At 39.1% G+C, this 23167-nt stretch carries 14 protein-coding genes; 12 read left to right on the top strand and 2 right to left on the bottom strand.

Features of this window, described 5'->3' with window-relative positions; translation table 11 throughout:
* Positions 1-62: 62 nt before the first annotated feature.
* Both AOM43_RS14020 and AOM43_RS14015 read right to left on the bottom strand, forming a co-directional pair.
* On the bottom strand, positions 63-743 hold the full coding sequence (locus tag AOM43_RS14020; RefSeq protein WP_264358374.1) for a patatin-like phospholipase family protein: 681 nt from the start codon (positions 741-743) through the stop codon (positions 63-65).
* Positions 744-888: 145 nt separating this feature from the next.
* A complete protein-coding gene (locus tag AOM43_RS14015) occupies positions 889-1962 on the bottom strand; it encodes an ankyrin repeat domain-containing protein (RefSeq protein ID WP_264358372.1) in 1074 nt (357 codons plus the stop codon).
* A gap of 390 nt (positions 1963-2352) precedes the next feature.
* Here AOM43_RS14015 and AOM43_RS10995 point away from each other — a divergent pair, with 390 nt between their 5' ends.
* From AOM43_RS10995 to recJ, 12 genes are all read left to right on the top strand, one after another.
* The gene (locus AOM43_RS10995; RefSeq protein WP_006340489.1) at positions 2353-3948 is read left to right on the top strand and encodes an ABC-F family ATP-binding cassette domain-containing protein; all 1596 of its coding nucleotides are present in this window, start codon (positions 2353-2355) and stop codon (positions 3946-3948) included.
* A 12-nt stretch (positions 3949-3960) separates the two neighbouring features.
* Positions 3961-4722, top strand: coding sequence for a TrmH family RNA methyltransferase (locus AOM43_RS10990; RefSeq protein WP_006340488.1), 762 nt, complete (start codon positions 3961-3963; stop codon positions 4720-4722).
* Positions 4709-5425 (top strand): GTP cyclohydrolase I FolE, encoded by a 717-nt coding sequence (gene folE, locus AOM43_RS10985; RefSeq protein WP_006340487.1) that lies wholly within the window; start codon positions 4709-4711, stop codon positions 5423-5425. The genes AOM43_RS10990 and folE overlap by 14 nt, the downstream gene beginning before the upstream one ends.
* A 21-nt stretch (positions 5426-5446) precedes the next feature.
* Positions 5447-6280 carry an oxygen-dependent coproporphyrinogen oxidase gene (gene hemF, locus AOM43_RS10980; protein WP_013924265.1) on the top strand — a complete coding sequence of 278 codons (834 nt, stop codon included), beginning with the start codon at positions 5447-5449 and terminating at the stop codon, positions 6278-6280.
* A gap of 87 nt (positions 6281-6367) precedes the next feature.
* Positions 6368-7099, top strand: coding sequence for a hypothetical protein (locus AOM43_RS10975; protein ID WP_006340485.1), 732 nt, complete (start codon positions 6368-6370; stop codon positions 7097-7099).
* Complete coding sequence (locus AOM43_RS10970; protein ID WP_006340484.1) at positions 7086-8246, top strand: FUSC family protein; 1161 nt, start codon at positions 7086-7088, stop codon at positions 8244-8246. The genes AOM43_RS10975 and AOM43_RS10970 overlap by 14 nt, the downstream gene beginning before the upstream one ends.
* 123 nt (positions 8247-8369) lie before the next feature.
* A complete protein-coding gene (locus AOM43_RS10965; RefSeq protein ID WP_059360288.1) occupies positions 8370-9590 on the top strand; it encodes a BaiN/RdsA family NAD(P)/FAD-dependent oxidoreductase in 1221 nt (406 codons plus the stop codon).
* 2 nt (positions 9591-9592) lie between these two features.
* A complete protein-coding gene (rsmD, locus tag AOM43_RS10960; protein ID WP_006340482.1) occupies positions 9593-10183 on the top strand; it encodes a 16S rRNA (guanine(966)-N(2))-methyltransferase RsmD in 591 nt (196 codons plus the stop codon).
* A 128-nt stretch (positions 10184-10311) separates the two neighbouring features.
* Complete coding sequence (locus AOM43_RS10955) at positions 10312-14874, top strand: protein translocase subunit SecDF (protein WP_059360287.1); 4563 nt, start codon at positions 10312-10314, stop codon at positions 14872-14874.
* 357 nt (positions 14875-15231) lie between these two features.
* Complete coding sequence (locus tag AOM43_RS10950; protein ID WP_226987502.1) at positions 15232-18681, top strand: BTB/POZ domain-containing protein; 3450 nt, start codon at positions 15232-15234, stop codon at positions 18679-18681.
* 237 nt (positions 18682-18918) lie between these two features.
* Positions 18919-21072 (top strand): ankyrin repeat domain-containing protein, encoded by a 2154-nt coding sequence (locus AOM43_RS10945; RefSeq protein WP_059360285.1) that lies wholly within the window; start codon positions 18919-18921, stop codon positions 21070-21072.
* A 290-nt stretch (positions 21073-21362) separates the two neighbouring features.
* Positions 21363-23144 (top strand): single-stranded-DNA-specific exonuclease RecJ, encoded by a 1782-nt coding sequence (gene recJ / locus AOM43_RS10940; protein WP_006341145.1) that lies wholly within the window; start codon positions 21363-21365, stop codon positions 23142-23144.
* Positions 23145-23167 lie beyond the last annotated feature (23 nt).

Genomic DNA, 23167 nt, shown 5'->3' with positions numbered 1-23167 from the left:
AAGATAAAAATTTATAAAGTAGACTTCCAAGATGAACGTCTACTTTACTCATATGTTTCTTATTAAATGTCCCCAAGATAAGCTTCTCTTTCTTCAAAAAATACTTTGGTTGAAGTATAAGCTGCATCTATAGCAGCTTGTATTTTTTCTTGGGGAGCATTAAATTCTGTTGTGTGAATTTTACCATTACTAATTCTGACTAATCTTGTTTCATACCTATTTGGCATAATTTGCTTTCTCAGTCTTTCTGGTTTACGATAAACCCGTTTTAAAACTCTTAAAAGAAAAGTATAGGCTGAAGAAGTGTCTGTGGTAGGGGGAATTGGTGATTGCTCGAAGCAAAAAGCGATTGTGCGTCTATTAAATTGAGGAACAGCTGTTTCAGAATCTAGCCATCCACTTTTCTCCACTCGATCAAAAATTTCGTCTGGCAAATTAGCTAAAAAACCACCATCTGTGCATTGATATTTGGGATTCACAATAAGTTTTCCATTAACTTTTTCTCTCATTTTTTGAAGGGCAATCAACAAAGGAAAAGCTGAAGATGCTACCACAGCATCGGCGATAAGAAAGTTTTCCCATTTTTTTTGTTCAGAATTTAATTGAAGCAATGAGGAGGTATTTAGGTCTGTTGTGAGAACATGCAGATGCTTGAATGGCCTCGCGCTTTTCTTATTTATTTCTCCTTTTTCTACAAGATCGGCAAATTCACCAAACGTGCAATTTACAATTCCTGTCTGCAGGATTATGATTTCATTAAGCCAATTTTTTAATTCTACACCATCAGCCCATCCAGTTCTCTGTCCCGCTAGGATGGCAAATAATTTTAATAATCCAATACCTACTTTTTTTATTCCTAGGATATTTTTTTTTATGGAAGCTGTAAAATTATCTAAATTTTTTTTTGTCTTCCTCTTCTAAATCAAAGGTAATAAGTCCGAGTAATCTCTTTAATGCTTCATTGGTAAGAATGTTCTTCAAAGTTTCTTCTAGCATTTGAGTATTGAATCCAATAGCTAGAAAAAGAGCTAACAAAGCACCTGCAGATGTTCCTGCAAATCTTCTCATTTCTTCAAATAATCCAAGCTCTTCCATAGCCTTTGTGACACCAATATACACGACGCCTTTTGCTCCTCCTCCTTGGGAAATAGCATGAAATGGTTTTTGGTCAAGATAATCTATGAATTTGTTTGTGGATCCTTTGAGGAAAAATTCGTAATGATTAATCAATAAATTTTTAATAAATTTATCATTGCTATATGCATGAGGATTTTGTCCTTGATGGTCACATGTATTTAGTTTCGCACCCGCATGACATAAAAATGCTATTATACGGACTTGTCCATTCTTAACGGCGTGATGCATCGCTGTTTGACCTAAAAAATCCCTTTTTTCTATATCAGCTCCTTTTGATAGTAATATTTTTAACGAATAAATATCACCTGTGGAAGCAGCGAGAATCAACGGTGTTTTTCCTTCATGATTCTCTACATCTAGTAGTGGATAAGTTTGTTCATAATAGACTTGTAAAAGATGTTGCAGCATAGTGGATTGACCTGCCCAGATGGCTACGTGTAAAAGGCTTCCCAACTGGCTTGTCATTTGGTGAAAGTCTAGCTTATGAAGCTGTCGAAGTTCTTTTAGTGTTTTTACTAGTTGGTCTAGGCCTTCTATATAACCGGTGTAGACAAGTAAAGATAGGGCATTAAAGCGAAAGGTTTTGTAAACGCCATATTGACCCGGATGATTTCCAAATTTTAAGCTAATGTCAATTCCCTCCTTTTGCTTTGACTTTATAGCTGTTAGGAGTAAGTTTTCTCTTTTAGAATTTAGACCGCTTATCAAACCCAATCCCCGATGAGCAAAAAAAAGTAGTTGGTTAGCATAGCCGGTTTTAATAAGAGAGTGCATTGCGCGATTTTCATCTTTTCCGATCAGTGTTTTCCAAAGTTTTTTTCCCACAATTTCTTTTATAAGATCAATTTTTCCTTCTTTAATTGTGATAAAATTGGGTCCTTTAGAGAAGAATTGCCCCTATAAAATCGGACCATTAGCCCGCTATTTTTAATTTGTAAGCGGCAAAGATAGAGACGTGTATTTTAAAATCTTAAAGAATATTATGGCATACTGGTTCAATGATCAATCACACCACTTAGAAATTTCATTTCCGCTCGCATCTAAAAAGGAATTAGAAAAGAGTGGGCTCCTTGAAGGAATGGATTAAAGCATTTTCTACTCAATTTGCCTGTGTGTTGGCTCCTCTTCGGTTCGATTATTTTCCTTTCTTCTTTCTCTTTTTTTTGGTAAAGTGATTGTATTTTAACTCTTGAATTCTTGGTAAAATTTAAATTTATGATTACTCTTAATAAGATCTCGAAAAGTTTTGGTAGCCGTGTTTTATTTGATGATGTGACAATCACGTTCAACAAAGGGCGTCGATATGGTTTAACAGGACCAAATGGTGCTGGAAAATCCACTCTTTTAAAAATTGTGATGGGCTTTGAAGAGCCTACAAGTGGAACTGTCACTTTGCCTGATCATGTGGGCATTCTCCGTCAAAATATTGAAGAATTTAAAGACTTTGTCGTATTGGATGTGGTTGTTTCAGGAAATTCCCGCTTGTGGGATGCCATGAAAGAACGGGATGCCCTGTATGAAGTCGAAATGACGGATGATGTCGGAATGCGTTTAGGGGATCTTGAAGGGATCATCGCTGAAGAAGATGGCTATTCAGCAGATGCCAACGCAGAAGTTTTGCTTTCTGGAATGGGTCTTCCGTCTGACATTTTCACGAAAAAAATGCATGAAATTCCGACGGATCTTCAGTTCCGTGTCTTATTATGCCAATCGTTGTTTGGAAATCCTGAAGCATTACTTCTTGACGAACCGACTAACCACTTGGATTTGGAGTCGATCGGCTGGTTAGAAACTTTCTTGAAAAATTACAAGGGTACACTAATTGTCATCAGCCACGACCGCCACTTCTTAAACTCGGTTACGACAGATATCGCCGACATCGATTACGACACGATTATTGTCTACCCAGGAAACTATGATGACATGATTGTTGCTAAAACGGCTGTGCGTGAGCGTGCTGACCAAGATGCGAAATCTAAAGAGAAGAAGATTTCTCAATTAAGAGAGTTTGTTGCACGTTTTGGAGCGGGTACACGGGCAAGCCAGGTGCAATCACGTCTGCGTGAAATTGACCGCTTGCAACCTCAAGATCTAAAAAAATCGAATATCCAGCGCCCTTATATCCGGTTCATTCCGACAGAGAAGGCGCCTGGAAAAATCGTGATTAAGTCCGATCACGCTTCTAAAGCTTATGATCATCCTGTGGTGAAAGATTTCAATTTTGAAATTGAGCGGGGAGACAAAATCGGCATTATCGGAAATAATGGTCGTGGTAAAACGACATTGCTAAAGCTTCTGACTGGATTATTGCAGCCAGATTCTGGCAAGGTTGAATTAGGTCACAATGTCCAAATTGGTTATTTCCCACAAAATCACAGTGAAATTGTGGAGAAAAAAGGCACGATTACAGCATTTGAATGGCTGAAAGAGAGAAAGCCAGGCATCTATGACCAGGATATCCGCAGTGTCATGGGGAAAATGCTTTTTGGTGGGGATGATGCGTTTAAGTCTGTTGCCGCCCTCTCCGGAGGGGAAACAGCACGCTTAATTATCGCCGGTATGATGCTATCTGAGCACAACGTATTGCTGCTTGATGAACCCAACAACCACTTAGATTTGGAAGCTGTTTCTGCTTTGGCATGGGGGCTTGAAGAATATAAAGGAACTGTGATTGTTGTGAGCCATGACCGCGATTTAATTTCCAACGTGGCAAAAAAAATCATTTCTTTTGAAGCGGATGGAGTTCATTTCTTCGATGGGCCTTTAGATGAATATCTGATTGCTAAAGAAGAAAGGACAAAATCTTCCTAAGTGTTGTGTGGCATGTTTGATTTTACAAAAAGAAAGTTTCTCAGTTTGCCGATAGAAAGGCAGCATAAAAAGTGCGCGGAGTTAATCCGCTTTCTTTACGAACAAAAAGTAGAGAAAAAAGAACGAGAGAAACTTTTAGGGGTCTATCAAACATTGCAAGATTGGATGGATGGGAATTTGCTGGTATTGGATGATTCCAAAAGCCTTGTTAACCAATTTCATTTGCATCTTAAAAAAGCCAAAATGTCTTTGAAGGAATGGAACCTGCTTCCTGTGATTACGCATCAAGATCGAGATGTTGTATTAGAGGAGCCAGGTTCCATTGCCATTTATTTGGATAGCATTCGCTCAGCCTTTAATGTGGGGAGTATCATTCGCACGGTGGAGGCCTTTTCTCTTGGCTCTCTTTATTTTTCGCCGGAAACTCCATGTGTCGAGCATTCTCAGGTGCAAAAAACCGCCATGGGGACTTCTGAATGGGTAACATGTTTTAAGGATATTCCTCTCACAGATTTGCCCAAGCCTATCATTGCCCTTGAAACAAGTCCTTGTGCCATTTCCATTTACGACTTTGTTTTCCCAGAGGTTTTTTCTCTCGTTTTAGGGAATGAAGAATATGGGTGTTCGGAAGCCACCTTAAAACAAGCTGATTTTCTCCTCCAAATTCCCCTTTGTGGAAGAAAAAATTCTTTGAACGTCGCTAACGCATTCGCAATTGCTGCTGGGGAGATTCGTAGGCAAAAAAAATTAAGGATCCACCATGACGAAGAGTAAAAAAAATAAGCCGCAACTTTCTCACGAAGAGTTTGAAGTGAGCCAAGCTGTTGCTAAACGCGCGGCTATTACCCGTTATCCATCTCCCATTAAAGCCAAAAAAAATCCGATGTCTAAGCAAGAAAAGATCGCATTTATTGCTGATAAATTTCGGGACATTATGCTAGCATTGGATCTTGATCTAACGGATGGATCTCTTGCAAGAACCCCCGAGAGAGTAGCTAGAATGTATGTTGAGGAGGTTTTTTCAGGGCTTGATCTCAATGAATTTCCTCGAGTGAGTTTTATTGAAGATCAGTATCAGCATGATGAAAGAGCGAATATGGTGCTTGTGAAAGTCAAGTTTCATAGTTTCTGCGAGCATCATTTTGTGCCTATGTTTGGAACAGCGCATGTGGCATATATTCCGAATGGTAAGTTAATTGGATTATCCAAAATTCCTCGCATCGTACGGTTTTTTGCTCGTCGTCCTCAGGTGCAGGAAAGATTGGGAGCGCAAATTGCGGATAGTTTATGCACGCTCATGGATACTCAAGATGTGGCGGTTTCCATTTCAGCCCAACATTTTTGTGTGATCGCGCGTGGAATCGAAGATGAGAACAGCCACACGATCACAAATGTGCTGAGAGGAGCGTTTGATACGCATGAAGCTTTAAAAAACGAATTTTTTGAAGGCGTAAATCGAAAATATATTCAAACCTAACAAGTGAAGAGGTGAAAGATGATGTTGAATACTGAATGCTTATTAGAAAAATCACAAGAAACATTCGGTTTTCGGCAGGAAGTCATCTGCTATCTCAAACAGTTGCGAGACACGATTATTCAGGCTTTTGAAAAGCTTGAGGATGGGAAAACGTTTGAGCGAAAGCCATGGCCCTATCATTCGGGTGGAGGGGGAGGCGAAATCTCTGTTCTTCGTGGAAAGGTCTTTGAAAAAGCAGCGGTCAATTGGTCAGGGGTCTGGGGGGAAAAATTCCCGATGAATGATGACGAAGGTCCTTTCTTTGCGACGGGTGTGAGTTTGATTACGCATATGAGCAATCCCCATGCCCCCACAGCTCATATGAATGTTCGCTATATCGAAACGGCCAATCGCGCTTGGTTTGGTGGGGGATATGATTTAACTCCCATGGGGTTTCCTTATGAAGAAGATACTCTCCATTTTCACTCTGTTGCTCGAGAAACATTAGATCAGCATGGAACTCATCTGTATCCGCTGTTTTCTCAAAATGCTCGCGACTACTTTTACATTCCTCATATGCAGATAGAAAGAGGGGTGGGGGGCATTTTCTTTGATCATTACAACACAGGTGATGTTTCTCATGATTTTTCCATGTGGAAAGATGTGGGAGAAACGTTTACAAAAGCCCTCATGCCTGTTTTAGAAAAGCGCGTGCATCAGCCCTTCTCTGACGAAGAAAAAGAAGTTCAGCTCAAGAAGCGGGGTCATTATGTGGAATTTAATCTCTTGTATGACCGAGGTACGAAATTTGGATTTCAATCGGGAGGCAATCCTGAAGCTATTCTTTGCTCATTACCTCCTGTAGTGAAGTGGTAGATGGCTTTTTGTTAATTTAATTGCGCTTATTCCTTTTCCTGATTATGTTTCAAACAGAACAGTCTTCTTTAATAAAAGGAATAAGCGATGTGGAATCCTTTCAGCTCACTGCAACCTCAAGATCGTATTGTTGAACAAGCAACTCATCCCTTGACGGATCTAGTTCAAGCAGCTCTTCTTTACTATGAAGAAAGTGGAATTAAAATTGAGTTTAGTCGAAACCGTCTGCATTTAATGCGACCATGTGTTGGGCAATCGTTTGCGCGGATGCGTGATGGAAGCAGCTACAAAGATTTGAAAAAGTTGATCGCCGATGGCAGGTTGGTCGCTAAACTTTATAATCCTCGAGATTTTCCTGAAATTGAACGCATTTTTGAAATGGCTATATGTGGTCTTAGAAAGTATCGAAAAAAGACCTATAGTGATCATAAAGATGCAAAAGCGATGATTGAGAAAGTGATAAGCGGGTTAAATACAGCCAAAATGCTTTATTCCCCAAGCAATGTGATTTTAAACGATCCCCTATGGAGTGAGCAAGAATGGGATCTTGAGTGTAGTGGGCAGGAAGCAGAGTCGGAGGAAGATAGGCAATTGCGAAATATATGGGAGAAAGAAGAATTGGAAGAGTTTGTCCGAAAGGCTGCCTTTGTGTGGAATAATAGGAAAAATAAAACTCCAATTGTCAAATCGCAATGTTTAGGGAAAAAAGGTGAGCTGGAGGCTCTTATCAATAGTAAGGTGGAATTGTATAAGTGTGTTTTTAAGCAAAAATTAAAGCATCTCGCAACTAATGGACAGCCATCCCATGCAAGAGTCTAATATCTCTAAAGAAAAGCCTTTCTCTTTAGCTTCATGGATCAAAAGAGGGCTAAAAAAAGGGAAAAATTTCCTAGATCGAATCGAGATCAAAGTTGCCATTCGCGGTGGAATAGCTGCCGCGCTCAGTTGGTTCTTGGGGGTGTGGTTCAGCAAAGCGATGGCTCATCCGGATACACTTGTCAGTGGGACATGGTGCGTGCTGTCTGCTTTTGTCGTGTTGCAATCGCATCTAGGGGGGACCTATAAAGCTGCTTGGGAGCGTTTTTTAGGGGTTTTTATTGGATCGCTTATTGGAGGTGTTTGCACATCTTTTTTTGGGGCGCATCCTTTAACATTGGGGGGATCTGTCATTTTGACAGTTTGCCTGCTGTCTTTTTTAAATTTGAAAGATAGTATTCGGATTGCCTGCATGTCTCTTTCTGTTGTCATGATTTTATGGGGGCTTTCCCCCGAGATAAGTCCCTGGACATTTGCATTTTTTCGATTCATGGATTCGGCTTTAGGAATTTTAATTGCGGTTGTCATCGCGCATACACTGTGGCCCTCTGAAGCAACACAGATGCTTCGGCAAAAGATGTCTCAGCTTTTGAATTTGAGTGGAAAGCTCTATCGTATGCTTCTTAGTATGGATGGGGAACTAGAAGAATTTAATTTGGCTTATCGCAAGACCCTGGATGAAGGGGATAATCTGATCGTGGAAAGTCGTAAATTCTTGAGTGAATCAAAGCTGGAACTATTGATCAAGGCCTCAAGTACGGATCAATGGGAGAATTTGATCGATGATGCGGAAAGGCTTTTTCATAAGGTTTTAGAAATGCATGCCTTTCGCAAATTCCAGCTGCGGCGTATTTTAGATAGTGAATTAACGAGCTATCTTACGCAAACAGCTAACCTCACAGAAGTTGTTTTTCATGAACTTTCACGCGCTTTGTTGACGGGTGAAAAAGCCGAGTCTTTGCCTCAATTGCAAATGACGGTGCATGAATTAAGTGTGGATCTCGAACGCTTTCGGACAACCCGTGCAACTCGTCAGTTCAATTTCGCAGATGTTGAAAATTATTTTGTCTTTTTTTCTAACCTCAAGCAAGTGATAGATGAACTTCTTGTCTTAGAAGAAAAAATCAATCAACTGAATCGGGTGTCGTGACCGCTCTAAAAAGCTTTTATTATAGCTTAAAGGTGTCATCACATTTTTAGGTGTCCTCTTCTAAATCTTGGATAAAATGCTTCGTTATTCTATACTTTTCTCTTTTATTTTGTGGAATTTAGTATGTCTTTAAATTGTGTGGTAATAGGTGGCGGGGCTGCCGGATTTTTTGGAGCGATTGCGTGTGCGCAAAAAAATCCTTTGGCGCAGGTGACTATTCTTGAGAAAACAAGGCAAGTTTTAGCGAAAGTGCGTGTTTCAGGTGGTGGAAGATGTAATGTCACCCATTCTTGTTTTGAGCCTGCTCAACTTGTTAAAAACTATCCTAGAGGGAATAAGGCTTTATTAGGTCCTTTTCATCGTTTTCAACCCCGCGATACGATTGAGTGGTTTGAAAGGCGGGGGGTGATTTTAAAGACAGAAGAAGATGGGCGGATGTTTCCTATCACAGATACTTCTCAAACGATTATTGATTGTTTAACGCAAGAAGCACGCAAAGCGAAAGTCAACGTTAAACTTGAATCAGGCATTGAGCGGATTGAGCGTGAAGAGGGGGCGTTTAAGTTGTTTTTGAGTAATGGGGAATGTCTACATGCGGATCGCCTTTTACTTGCAACGGGTAGTCATCCTTTGGCTCATCAGTGGGCTGCCTCGCTTGGGCATACCATTGTTCCTCCAGTTCCTTCTCTATTCACCTTTAATATACAGAACTTTTCTTTGAAAGAATTAGCCGGGATTTCGGTCGAACAGGCAGAAGTAAAAATCGATGGCACTTCGTTAGCTCAGTCTGGACCTCTTTTGATTACGCATTGGGGTTTTAGCGGGCCTGCCGCCCTCAAACTTTCGGCGTGGGGAGCTCGCGATCTTCATCAAAAAGGTTACAAAGGCACATTTGTGATTAATTGGATTTCTGCATTTCAAGCAGAGCGGGTGATTTCCACTTTGCAGCAATGGCGTAAAGATTTTCCTCGTCGGTCTTTAGGATCTGAAAATCCTTTTTCCCTTCCTCGTCAGCTCTGGAGGGTGTTGTTGACGCGCGCTGAGATTGATACTGAAAAAAAATGGGTAAATGTAGATAACGCCAGCCTCAACCGACTTGTTCAATGTTTGCGTGAAGATCGATATCCTATTGAAGGAAAAAGCACGTATAAGCAAGAATTCGTCACATGTGGGGGCATTCATCTTGACGAAATTAATTTTAAAACGATGGAAAGTCGCAAGTGTCCACATCTTTATTTTGCAGGTGAAGTCTTGGATATTGATGGGGTCACGGGTGGTTTTAACTTTCAAAATGCTTGGACGACTTCATGGTTAGCGGGTCAAGCGATGGCAATTGAGGAATAAAGATGCGTATTATTTCAGGCTTATATAAAAATCGGACCATTGTAGCTCCTAAAGGAGACAAAACGCGTCCCACCTCTAGTCAATTGCGAGCTGCTCTTTTCAACATCTGCCAATTATATATCGAAGATGCTGTTTTTTTGGATTTATTTGCTGGATCAGGGGCGATAGGGTTAGAGGCTTTAAGTCGTGGTGCTAAAAAAGTGGTCTTTGTGGATAACCAGCGTTATTGTATTCAATGTATTCAGAAAAATCTTGAAAATTTTAGGGAAGAAGATCACGGGCAAGTCTTTTTTAACGATGCGTTTGACTTCTTGCAAGAATCGGCTGTGTGTCATGAAAAATTTGATATTATTTATGCCGATCCTCCATATAATTCCTTTTTTACAAAAAAAGGGGAGTCCTTAGGCTTTAGTGAGAAAATTCTTCAGTTGGTTAACGAAAAAAGTTTATTGCGCATGGGCGGAACTCTCTTTTTAGAAGATTCAAGTGCTTCACTAGCAGAAGTGGAGGCTTGCGGTTCCCTGCAACTCAAAAGCGCTAGACAGTTTGGGCATTCAAAGCTTCTTGAATATCAAAACTTCTTAGAAGAGTAAAAAAGATCTTTGTTTACTCTTTTTTGGTAGTTCATAGTGGACAGAATGCACTTTTTTTTGTTATTCTTCTCCTTTTAATCACGTTACGTATTTCACGTTCAATTTAATATAGAAGGAAGCATATCGCGATGGAAAAACAAAAACGATGGCAATTATATTTGATCATAGCGGTTATTGTTCTGACTCTCTACAATATCTTGCCGACAATTTTCTATTATAGCAAACCTTTGTCGAGCCCCATCGATGCCCCACGGGCACACGATGTTGCAGTGTTGATTGTAGACAGAGTAAACGCTCTGGAAGATCAGTCAAAAGATTGGCTGATGTCATTCTCTAAACTGCTGGGAATAAAACCTGAATATGTTGAATTGAAAGCAGAGGATCCTCGCTTATTTCGCGTAGGTTTTAAAAATTCTCAAGATGCAGATCTTTTCAAAAGGTTTCTTCCGCAAGCTGGAGCGTTAATCGGGTTTGTGCCTGAGCAACTCAGCCTTTATCCTGGAGCTTCCTTAAATGGTGCTCAAGAAGTTTTAGTGGCTCGTCAAATCGGGATTCATTTAGATCCTGCTGAAGTCGATCAACTTTTCAAATTTACACCCAAATATCAAGAAGATGGGACAATCTCAAAAAGCTATCGCGACCTTGTTTATGATCGCACAGCTTTAATTGCGCATGGCTTTGCAGGTCCAAGTGAAACAGGATTGACAGTTAAAGCGATTGTTGAGAGCCCCACAAGTCCAGAAGCTGAAGAAAGAATTTTAGCTTTAGCGCGTGAGATCGTAGATATCGATAAATCTTTTGCAAAAGAAAGCACAATCGCCAAAAGATTGTTTGCAAGCTTTATGCAAGTAGATGGCGAAAATCCCAAAGAGTTGACACAAAAATTTTTAGCGAAAGTTGAAACCCTAAAGTCAACAACTGAAGCTCGCCGCGAAGCCTTAATTCAAGAACAGAAAAAGAAAACGGAAAGTGGCGAATTTTTAGGTGAAGCGAAAGAGCAAGAATTAGCTGCTTTAGGAAACCAAAAGCAAACGCTCGAAGCTACTAGCCATGTTTTACGTAGTCGCAGTGCAGAGTTTAATGCGAGCCTTTCTCCTCTTTCATTAGAAGAGATTCAAAAAACATTGGCAACAACACCTATTAATCCCAAAAATTCTCTGCAATCGATTAGCTTGCAAGATCGAAATCCGTTTGTAGATTTCCTTTTGATTGATTGGGGCAGTGATCGTGTTTCTGTCAAATTTTATGACGATGTTCAAAAAATTCGGGAAGCAGATCCAAAGAATGAAAGTTTAGTTTATCTCAAAAACAAACTGAATCAGTACATCGTGAATGATGTTTCGCTTGTTTCTCGTTTGACAGATGAAACCATTTCTCCCGATGGGGAAACTTTTTCTGTGAACTTGAACCAGTTGACGAATGCACAAAGTTTCTTGACATTTGACTTGGGTTCTTTAGCAAACAAGCAAATCCATCAGGTGGTCCAACAGTTGAACCAAACCTGGGTTCCTCAGCATGCTGATCTTGTGAAAGAAAACTATCCGGTGAATCTTTATGATGCTTACAAAAAGCTTCCAGCTCAAGATCAAAAGCTAGGACTTGTGATCTATGCGCCTGCTATGTATGCAGAAGCTCCTCCTCAAGGATTCAACAATGGATCCGTATATGTGATTGCCAAAGGTTTGGATACAATCATTCAAAAATATCGAGACAATCCAAAATCTGCGGATAGCGAATTGCTTATGAATAACATCAGCGAATTAAACGATTTGCTACGTAAAAATGGATTCATTGGCTATCCAGGATCTTCCTACGGAATGGGACCTGAATTTAGCAAAGATTTTATCTTTGAATTGCAAGGTTACTACCAACCTCTGTTAACGGCTACACGAGAAGATTTTAGTGTTAAAGGAAGTAAAAAACTCGCTGTTTTAGATTTCACAGATGTGGAACAGAGAATTTTAACACGCAATAAGATTGATGATAGAATCCAAGAAGATTTATTGAAGTGGGCCGAAGATTACAGCGCTGCACAAGTTGATCTTGATGCGACACGCAAATACCTGATTCCAGCTCCAACAAAAAATCCTTATATAGAAAACTTCAAACTCAGTTTTGCGAAGTATTTTAGAGGGGACGATCGTAAAATCTTGAAATGGGGATTGGATCTTTCCGGTGGTAAAACAGTGCGCATTGGTTTACGGGATCATAATAATCGTCCTGTGACAAACCCAGAAGATTTAAAACAAGCAACGAATGAATTGTATACACGGATCAATAAAATGGGCGTTTCAGAACGTACGATCCGTGTGGAAAATAACAACATCATTCTAGACTTCCCAGGATCTCAAGCGCTTTCTGCCTCTGAACTTGTTCAAGCATCTGCGATGTATTTCCACATTGTGAATGAAAAATTTACACCAAACAACCCAACTCTAAAAGATTCTGTTAACCAGTTCTTACAAGGGGTATGGAATGAAGCCGCGGTCACAAACCGTAAAGATGTGCAAGGTGTAAATGAAATTGCGTGGAGACATTTAGGTGGTGATGACCAGCAAACGTACCCTCGCAGTGAAGCAGCGCGTGTTCTTTACGACAATGGCTTGCGTATTCCTTCACCAGATGATGCGACAACAGGCAATGCATTTAATGATACACTGTCAGCGGTTGCAATTATGCGCGGAGATGATTACTCTGAGTGGGAAGGACAATCCACACCATTGCTCATCGTTTTCCGTAACTATGCACTGGAAGGATCTAGCTTGACAAATGTTCAAGTCGGATATGATCCAACACAAGGGAACATTCTGAATTTCGCTGTGAAAGGCTCTTATGATGGAAATAAAGTCGTCGGAAATCCACGCGATAATTTCTATGCTTGGACCTCTCAGTTTGCAGAAGATAAGATTCTCGGAACTCCAAAAGAAAACTACTCTCATGGAAGAGGATGGAGAATGGCGGTGATTCTTAACCAAAAAGTCATCAGCCAGCCAGCCCTACGTGCGGCTCTAAGAGATGGTGCGACAATTAGTGGTCGTTTTTCACAGCGTGAAATTAACCAACTAGCAGCTGATCTTAAAGCAGGTTCGTTGAGCTTTACACCGCATATTCTTTCTGAACAAAACGTCAGTGCTGAATTGGGAACACAAGAACGTGCTCGTGGAATTGGAGCTTCATTAGTTGCTCTGGCGCTTGTTGTGATTGCGATGATTAGCTACTACCGATTTGCGGGTCTTGTTGCTTCTTGTGCTGTATTGCTAAACATCCTGATCATGTGGGGTGTCCTACAAAATCTCGATGCCGCCTTAACACTGCCAGGAATTGCAGGTATCGTCTTGACAATTGGTATGGCAGTTGATGCCAACGTGTTGGTATTTGAAAGGGTTCGTGAAGAGTTCAAAATTTCAGGACGTATTGCTTCTGCAATTCAAGCGGGATATCGCAAAGCGTTTAGTGCGATTGTGGACTCTAACGTCACCACGATTATTGCTGCATTAGTTCTGATTCAGTTTGATTCAGGACCGATTAAAGGCTTTGCTGTCACCTTGATCATTGGAATTCTCTCTTCGATGTTCACAGCTTTGTTTATGACACGTTATTTCTTTGCTGGATGGGTCAAAAATCCTAATAACAAATCGCTCACTATGTGCGAATTTATTGGTAAGACACACTTTGACTTTATTGGCCAAGCGAAGAAAGCCTTCATCATTTCAGCGATTGTTATGCTGGTTGGAAGCTATTTGTTTATCTCACAAAAAAATACCATTTTTGGAATGGATTTCACAGGTGGATATTCATTAAACGTGGAAGTTCAAGAGCAAGCCGAGCATCCTTCCTATCGTCAAGATGTGATGAACAGTTTATTGGCAGCCGGTGCAAGTACGACAGACGTGCAAGTGCAAGAGCTGAGCAAACCAAACCAATTGAGAATTCAAATGGGAATGGGAATGGAAGAGAAAGGACATCCTTTCTATCAACTTCCTGAAGTTTCCAATGTAGAAGGGGCTCCTTATGAATATCAGTCCAATCCTCGTATTGTCTGGTTGGTCAATGCTCTTCAGGAAAACGGTGTACAGATCCCAAAAGATCAGCTAGAAAGTCTGAATAGAAATTGGACTGTCATGAGTGGTCAACTTTCTGAAGCGATGCGCGATAATGCCTTGATAGGCTTGGCGATTGCTCTAGCATGCATTTTGGCTTACATTACGCTTCGTTTTGAATTCAAATATGCAATTGGAGCCGTGATTGCTCTAGCACACGACGTGATCATTACGTTGGGAATCATTGCCTTGTTCCATAAGCTAGGTTTCCCTGTGCAGATCGATCTAGAAGTTGTGGGAGCAATCATGACAATTATTGGATATTCCTTGAATGATACGATTATTGTCTTTGACCGTATTCGTGAAGATGTGAAAGTTTATCGTAAGATGTCTTTCAGCGAGATTTTAAACCATTCGATCAACGTGACATTAAGTCGTACTATCATGACTTCTGGAACAACTCTGCTTGTTCTACTGGCTTTAGTCTTGTTAGGTGGACCATCCATTTTCGGGTTCTCACTCGTTATGACGGTTGGTGTGGTCGTTGGAACGCTCTCTTCTCTGTTCATTGCAGGACCAGTCATGCTCTATTTCCATAATAGAGAACTTGCCCAGCAGCAGAAAGATCAAGCGGGATATCGCAAAGTCTAATGACGATTTTCAACTGAGCTCGTAAAAAAAATCCCTGGGATTATCTCAGGGATTTTTTTTATCCTTTCGCGACATTCGATTCTGTCCTAAGTCCCCTCCTATCCCATAAAAAAATTTGAAATCGATAATCTACTTTCTATTTATTTACATTTTTAATTTTCTAATCAAAAAATGCTTATTAAAAAGATAGTAAAATAAAAATGAATTCGATCTAAGTTAAAATCTCTGCTTTATTATGATTTCATTTGATCTTGTTTAGTTTGTTTTTTATGAAATTAATTAATTTAACTAAAATTATTGATTTAATATTTTATTGCGCGTAAAATTGAATCATTATTTTAATTAAAGAGGTAATTTATGCAACCAAGTGATTTTAATCCTGTTTCTAGTTCATCGTCTAGTTCATCGTCTAGTTCGATAAGTGCGACTGGCAAACGAAAAGAGACTGCTTCTCAAGTATTTGAAACCTCTGCTGAGAAAAAACCAAGACCTGAATCGCCGGCACTGAATGAACGTGTGACTGCAATGTCTTCTGATCAAGAAATTGATCCACGCATGACTTTTATACAGGGAACAGCAATTCAATCGATTCCAGTCAATCCTTTATTTGACGCAATTAGAAGAAAAGATACCGAGGCTCTTATAAACTCATTGGCCGGCGATGGAAAATTTTTGTTTCGAAATCGCGACACCCAAAATAAAAATATTTTTCACATTGCTGCCATGTCTGGAAGTGTTGAAATATTCAACATTCTTTACAAATTTGCTTCACATTATGTGTCATATGACTGGAGAAGTGACCTATTAAATGGTCAGGATATCTTTGGCAATACACCGCTTTCCTTTGCCAATTTACTTTCCAGCCGATTGACTTACTGTTTTCTACAAAGTGGTGCGAATCCTGAAATTATGAACGGAAGAGGGGTGAGTGTTTTAAGTCGAAATAGTGAGTTGGGCCATGCTTTATTTTATTATCACCTCTATGCCATTTCCAACAATGAGAACAATTATTGGATAATCAGCCAACATATGGGTCAATTATCTCAACGACTTCTAGCCTCGCCTCAAAGCTCTCCAGCTTTGCGTAGCCTTGCTTACATATGGAACATGCATGGTCAATATGGTTTGGGTGCCTTGCATTCCTTATTCTCTCCGGTTTTAATTGTGTGCTCTGATGGTTTAGTCAAAATTCCTCAGATTTTTGTTGATGTTCTCAAAATGAAATCCCAAAAATTTAGAGATGCATGTGATGATAAAGAGGTTTTAGAAAGTGGGATAGTAAAAGGTCATGGCGCAGGAAATAATCGAGAACCCATTGTTTTTGATAAAATCGACACTGAAAGCTTCGAAATGCTGCTGGAAATTCTCTTTGCTCCTAAAGCCAATAGCCGATTGATGATTCATCAACTTGTACACAAGATGGTAAACGGGGTTTTTATTGATTTGCTGTTCGATGAGCAATTAATACGAGATCAAGAAGGGAAAAATATTTTACATCGATTTGTCATAGCAAAGAATTTAAATGGCTTCCTTAAAATTCTAGAACACATTAATCGAGCGGATCCTCAAGATTTTTTTGGGAAGTGTAGGCGCGCAGCTTTGAATATTTTTGATCATTCTGAAAAAACCCCTTTACACTATGCAGAAAATGATCCCGCTTTTGTGGTTCCTCTTTTGAAGGCAGGGGCTGACCCTCGATACAAGATGACAAATTCCTCTCTCCTTCAAGTCGCTGGAGACCAGTATAACTTTATTTTTCTAAGTATGTATTATAAACATCTTTTAGAATCTAAAGATGACTTTTTAGATGAAATGGAAGTTTATGTGAATAACATTCTTGCTGATCTAAGGGAGTCTCCAGAAGAAACTGTGCCCCCAGCGATTTTATGTTTAGCATGGATTTGGGAGGCTTTCAAGGATAAACATAATGGATTAAGAACCTTATTCCAGGATGTGACGATCGGATGTAATGACGGAGAAGCTGTGATTCCAAAAATTTTCGTCGAAGTTCTAAAACATAAATCTCCCGCATTTTTAAAGTCTTTTGGAGAGGGATATCCCTTAAGTGACATTGACTTAGAAAGTTTCAAAAAAGTTATCGAAAGTTTGTTTAGTGGAAAAACTTTCGTTGCCTTAAATAGTCATCTTATGTTGAAGCAATTAGGTTCACCACCCATTTTATATGAGCTATTAATGGATGAGCTTCTCCAATTTGAAAAAGCTGATAATGGCAGAAACATTTTTCATGTAGCGGCTATTAACAATGATGTACGAGCCTGTAAAAGCTTTTTAGGTTGTCTGGAAAATCCTACAACATTTTTTCATGAACGTCGTTTGAAGGCTTTGAATAAGCCCGATGTTCATGGTCTTCGACCGCTTGAATATGCGATGAAATCTTCAGATCAACTGGCAGCACTTTATATTAGTATCGGCGCAGATACTTATAAAGGACGAAATGTCGAATTAAATAAAAATATTTTAGCTATATGTCGAAATTATATCCAATTATCTAAACAAGAAAAAAAACAGACCAGAGAAACTCTTATAGAAATTTTAGAGTCAATTGCTAAAGCGCCTGAAAAGTATTCTCCAGGACATGCTGGTATGGCAAACGCGTGGATGAAGTTATCTGGAGATCCAAAAAATGCAGCAAAAACATTATTTGCAAACTATACGTTTAGTTGCACAGATGGTCCATTTGTTATCCCTAAGATTATTGTAGAAGCTTTAAGAGAAAAATCTCCCTATTTTAGAGGGCTTTTAGAGGGGAATTTTAAAGAAAACGTTCATCCAGACAGCATTTCCTTGTCCTGCATGAAAGTGCAAAATTTCGAAATGATTATAAAGTTATTATTTGCTGAAGATAATTGTTTTAGAGAGTTTGATAATGCGCTTGAAATCATCAGCATCATAGATTATTTGCAACTGCGTGAGTTAATTAAAGGTTCATGTAGCTTTCTTAAAATGGCCTGCGAGGAGTATTTTTCAAGTGATGAATTGACAAAGCCTGAGGCATTTGCCAATATCGCGGAAATTCATCGATTTGCAGATGCCTTGCAACTCGACCAAATTAAGGCTGTGATTCTGGAGTTTATTGAAAAAAGATCTAATTGCTCTTTGTTGAATAAACATTTTAAAGAGGATTTTTCTAGATTTCAAAGTAGTATCGAATTAATGCGGGAAGTACCTATTAGAAATCTCGATTTTTCTGGTGGATACTTAACAGATAACGTTCTTGAGGAATTAAATAAGATACCAACCCTTTCTGAGCTAAATTTTGTTGATTGTGAAATTCAACTCAGTAATTCTGCCATTGAAAAGTTAAGAACGGGGGAGTTATTGCCTAATCTTAAAATATTCTCTTTTGTAAGCCTACAACATTTAGAGATTTTTGATCAATTGATGAGTATTCAAAGATTCCGATTCCAGGTAGGAGATCATCTAAATTTATCAATGGTAAAAATTAATTTTAAGCATGGCCACACAGAGGAGCTCATTCATTCTCTTGCGAGATATTTAGACCATCCTGCTTTAACTCACTTGGATTTTGATGAAGGATTGCTTACAACACGCAAATTCAGGGCCATTTGCAAAATTAAAGCTCTGAAGAACCTCACATTTTATGGGACAAGTGTAAAATTGGATTCTTCTTTTCTTAATCTTTTACGGTTACAGGAGATTCCAAATGGATTAAATAAACTTGAATTTATCGATTGCTTTATTAGTGCACAAACACTGAGAGAATTGAAAAAAATCGAGCATTTTAAAATTATTATAACAAATCCCAAAAGACCTAAAAACAAATAGATTTTATTAGTGAAATCCCTTTTTCTTCTCTTTGACAGGAAAAGGGATTTTGCTTTTTAACTATATGGGAAATAAATTAGTTTGTTTTTTATTACGTGTACAACAATTTCTTGTATAGTTGTTTTTTAGTTTATTAAAAATCCATTTTATGGATTCATTTTGCTAAGATTAACAATGTATTGTTTATCGACATCATTCTGTTAAATGATTTGCAATAATTTTAACTAGGCAAAATATATGGACTGTACAAGAAATAATTTATACGACAACGACTATTCCACTTGGCATTGCAATCTAAACCTCTACCCAGAACAAAGAGGTGTTAAAAGAAAAACTCCTGAATTACCAGAAAAAAAATGTGTGCAGCAACACATATTTGGTTATTCGATGTCAGAATTAGAGAAAGAGCGGGTGGGAATTGATCCTAGCATAAGTGTTCTTAATAATCTTACAAAAGGAATAAATGGCCTCCTGTCAATCACTCAAAGAATTTCCAGCATTTGTCCGTTTTGTACGCATCCCAAAGGTTTTTTGGCTTTAATAGAAGCCATTAAATCTAGAAATCTCTCTTTATTATATGAGATCTTGTCAGACAGTACGATTTTGATAACCGAGCAAGATAAAGAGGGAAGAAACATATTTCATCATGCAGCTTTAATCGGGGACTTTCAGTTTTGTCAAATTTTATTCATGCAAGTTGTGGATTTATGTTTTTTTACGAGTTTAGCCGATGCATTGAATACACCAGACTCTTTTGGGTTTACACCTTTTCGATATGCATTTGAAAACTCCGCTTCGTTTGCCCGGCTATTTTACGTGGCTGGAGTCAACCCATCCATCAAGGATTACTCAAATTGTAGTGTTGAGGAGTTGGCTAAATCGAGAAATGACTTTTTATTTTTTTACTACCTTTATGAAAAAAATGGTCAACTTGCACAAATTGCTGAAACCTTTTCTACGATGTGTGAACAAATTTTAAGATATCCCAATAGGCATCTTCCCAGTAAGATGTGCGCGGCACTCATATGGGATAAGTCAATTAAAACGAAAGAGAATGTGCATCAACTTCTCTTAAAAAAAATTGTCGTTAAATGTCCCGATGGATCGATATCCATTCCCATGCTTTTTGTGAAGGTGTTTCAAGAAAAAAGCGCGCTTTTTCGTAAGCTTGGTTCAAATGAAGAAGAAATGATTTTAGATCAGATCGATCTACAAGGGTTTTTAACCGTGCTTGAAGCCCTTTTTGCTGGAGATAAAGATATTCGACCTTTACTACCTGAAATACGCAAAACAGCCTCTTTCTCTGGCTTTTTGGACTTATTAGTAGATGAGAGCTTGGCTTTGGAAAGAGGACCCAGCCATCAAAATTTATTGCAGAGGGCGATCCATACCAGAAATTTTTCCGAATTTAAAATGATCTTGGATTGCATGAAGCAAGTGGATAAAACGTCACTTTTTTCGGCATTCCGAAATAGAATATTGAATGAATGTGATCATCAAGGCAATACACTTTTGCATCGAACGGGTGGAAATCTGTGGTACTTTTCTTTGGAGTTATTGAAAGCAGGGGCGAATCCATTTATCAAAAATAGTCAAGGATTTACGTTTGTGGATATGATTAAAGCGCAAAATCATTTGCTTTTTCTTTATGATTATCATTATGTGGCCCAAAAAGAAAAGTTGGGGACTCGCATAAATGTTTATGCGACTCTATCAGAGATATTTGACCGAATCTTAAAGCATTCAGTGGAATATACTCCTGCGTTGGTATGTGCTGCAAAGGTTTGGGAGGAGTGTAGACATTTAAAACATGACGCCGTGCATTTTATCTTTAACAATGTGACGGTCAGATGCGCAGATGGTCCAATGCGGATTCCCCGGCTTTTTTTAAATGTGTTGAAAGAAAAATCTAATCTTGTAAAAGCTTTTTACAAAAGTGAAAAAAATGAGCTGATTTTGGGAAGCGTGACAAGACATGCATTCGAAGGTATGTTACGATTGATATTTTCATCTTTCGATCATTTTCATGCGGCCCAATCGGCTCTCCTCAATGTTGAAAGGGATATGATATCATTACCTCTTTATTATCAGCTATTACTTGATGAGATTTTGCTTATGGAGAAAGCCTTGGGTCATAGAAATCGGTTTCACTGGGCTGCTATTGATAAGAATTTTTATGTTTGTTTGCTATTACTTGAATGTGTGTGTATTGATGAGCGATCTTTTTTTTCTAAAGACAGATGGCATGCATTGACGGCAAAAGATGATTTTGGGTTGACTCCTCTTGATTATATTTCCCAACATTTCAACGCTCTTGAGCCGGCAATATTGCAGACAGAAGTGGTTTTGAGGTTAAAAGAACATATCAAATTATTTGGCAAGCTTGAATAGATTGTTTGATGAAGAGAGTCGTAAGTTGAATCTTTCGACTCTCGGATTTTTACAAGATAAATGATTTCCTGTCTCATTTCATCTGATTTATTCGATGAAAGATTGACAAACAGTGACTTATCTCTGTATAACTATGCATTTGGAAGTTGCTTCTCATTCTAAACCCTATCACTTACTTTCAGTTTGCGCAAACGTGATTTCTCTAGATATTTTCAGGATTGACGCTGAAGATATATTTCGATGAGGGGAGAAGTAATTATTTTTATCACATAGAATAATGGAGTGATTGCATGCTTTCTTGGCACAATGAAACAGCCGATCTTGTTTGGGTTTATCCACAAGAAAATGCTGAATTGGCTGAAAAAATTGTCAAAGAGTTTAGAATACACCCAGTGGTTGCTCAAGTATTTGTCTCTCGAGGGTTTACGACACTCGAACAAATCCATACTTTTTTATATGGACGATTGCCAGACCTATGCGATCCCTTTTTAATGGGTGGGATGCCGCAAGCGGTACAGCGTATTGCAAAGGCTATCGAACAGGGAGAAGGGATTCTAATCTACGGGGATAATGATGTTGATGGAATGACAGGAACGGCTCTTTTAACAGAGTTTTTTCGCTACATCGGAGCTAACGTTTTCTTTTATGTCTCCAATCGAGGCGCACATCGAGGCAGTTTAATCGTAGAAGCTCTTGAATATGCTCTAAAAAATGAATGCAAATTGTTAATTACGGTAGACTGTGGGATCACTGCAGCTGGAGAAATTGCAAAGGTTGTCGAAAACAATATCGATGTGATTATTACTGACCACCATGCGCCTACAGACAAAATCCCCAATTGCATTGCGACGCTAAATCCAAAGCTCGTGAATAACTCGTATCCCAATCAGGATATTACGGGAGTTGGAGTCGCTTTTAAATTGGCGCACGCTGTGACAGAACATCTCACTGCGGAAGGAAAACTTCCTCCTAAAAAGGTGGATCTCAAGCGTTACTTAGATCTTGTGGCTTTAGGCACCATTTCTGACATGGGGACCTTGCAGGGTGAGAATCGCATTCTGGTTAGTTACGGTTTGCATGAATTAGCCAAGAGAAAACGTTTGGGGCTTTCCAAATTGATGTCAATCTCTGATGTGGATTTAAACGATCTTTCAACCTTTACGATCGCTTCAAAAGTCGCACCACGCTTAAATAGCTTGGGCAGAATTGATGACCCGCAGAAGGGTGTTCAAATGCTTTTAATTCGCAATGCGGTGGCTGCTGAAAAAATGGCGATCGAGCTTGATCTCAATAATATTGAGCGGCAGCGGATTGAAAGGGCGATGGCCGTCGATATTGAAAGCAAGTTGTTAATGCATCCAGAAATTTTATCCAAGAAAGCCATCCTCATGCATTCTGAGAATTGGCATCCTGGCGTCATTGCCATATTGTCGACGCGTATTGCGAAATTTTACAACCGACCGACCGTTATCATGGCATGTGATGATAAAGTGGCTAAAGGCTCTTTGCGCTCTATACCTGAATTTCCTCTATTGCCTGTTTTAGATCAATGCTCCGATATTTTAGTGAATTATGGAGGACATGATTTCGCGGCGGGTGTTACGTTAAAATTAGAGCACATTGAAGAATTTAAGCGACGCTTCATCGAAGCCGCTGAAGCCACATTAAAAGACAGCGACGTTTTAACCAAATTACGTTTGGATGCAAAAATCAATTTTGATGAATTAACTTTTGATTTCATGGAATCTTTAAAATTGCTCGAGCCCTACGGAAATGGGAATCCACAACCAGTTCTCTATTGCGATGCGAAGCAAGCGTTCCCCCCCAAAGTGCTTAAAAAAGCCCACCTTAAATTGTATTTAGTGCAAGGTGAGGGAGATAGAATGTTAGAAGGGATTGCGCTTGGAAAAGCAGCTCAAAGCCCATTGCTTCGCAAAAAAGATCTTGTTTTGCGTATTGCTTTTACCCCTCAAATTAATAACTACCAGGGGCAGAGCATTCAATTGATGATTCGAGATTTTCAAATTTTAGGCAGTTCGCAAGAGATCGATCCTCTTCCACCTTTGCTGTAAAATGCGTTCTTTGAAAGTTTTTA

Origin of the sequence: Parachlamydia acanthamoebae, from assembly GCF_000875975.1 — a bacterium.
In the GTDB taxonomy this organism is placed as follows: Bacteria; Chlamydiota; Chlamydiia; order Chlamydiales; family Parachlamydiaceae; genus Parachlamydia; species Parachlamydia acanthamoebae.
Note: the sequence above shows the minus strand (reverse complement) of the source record. Positions and strands in the feature narration are given on the sequence as shown.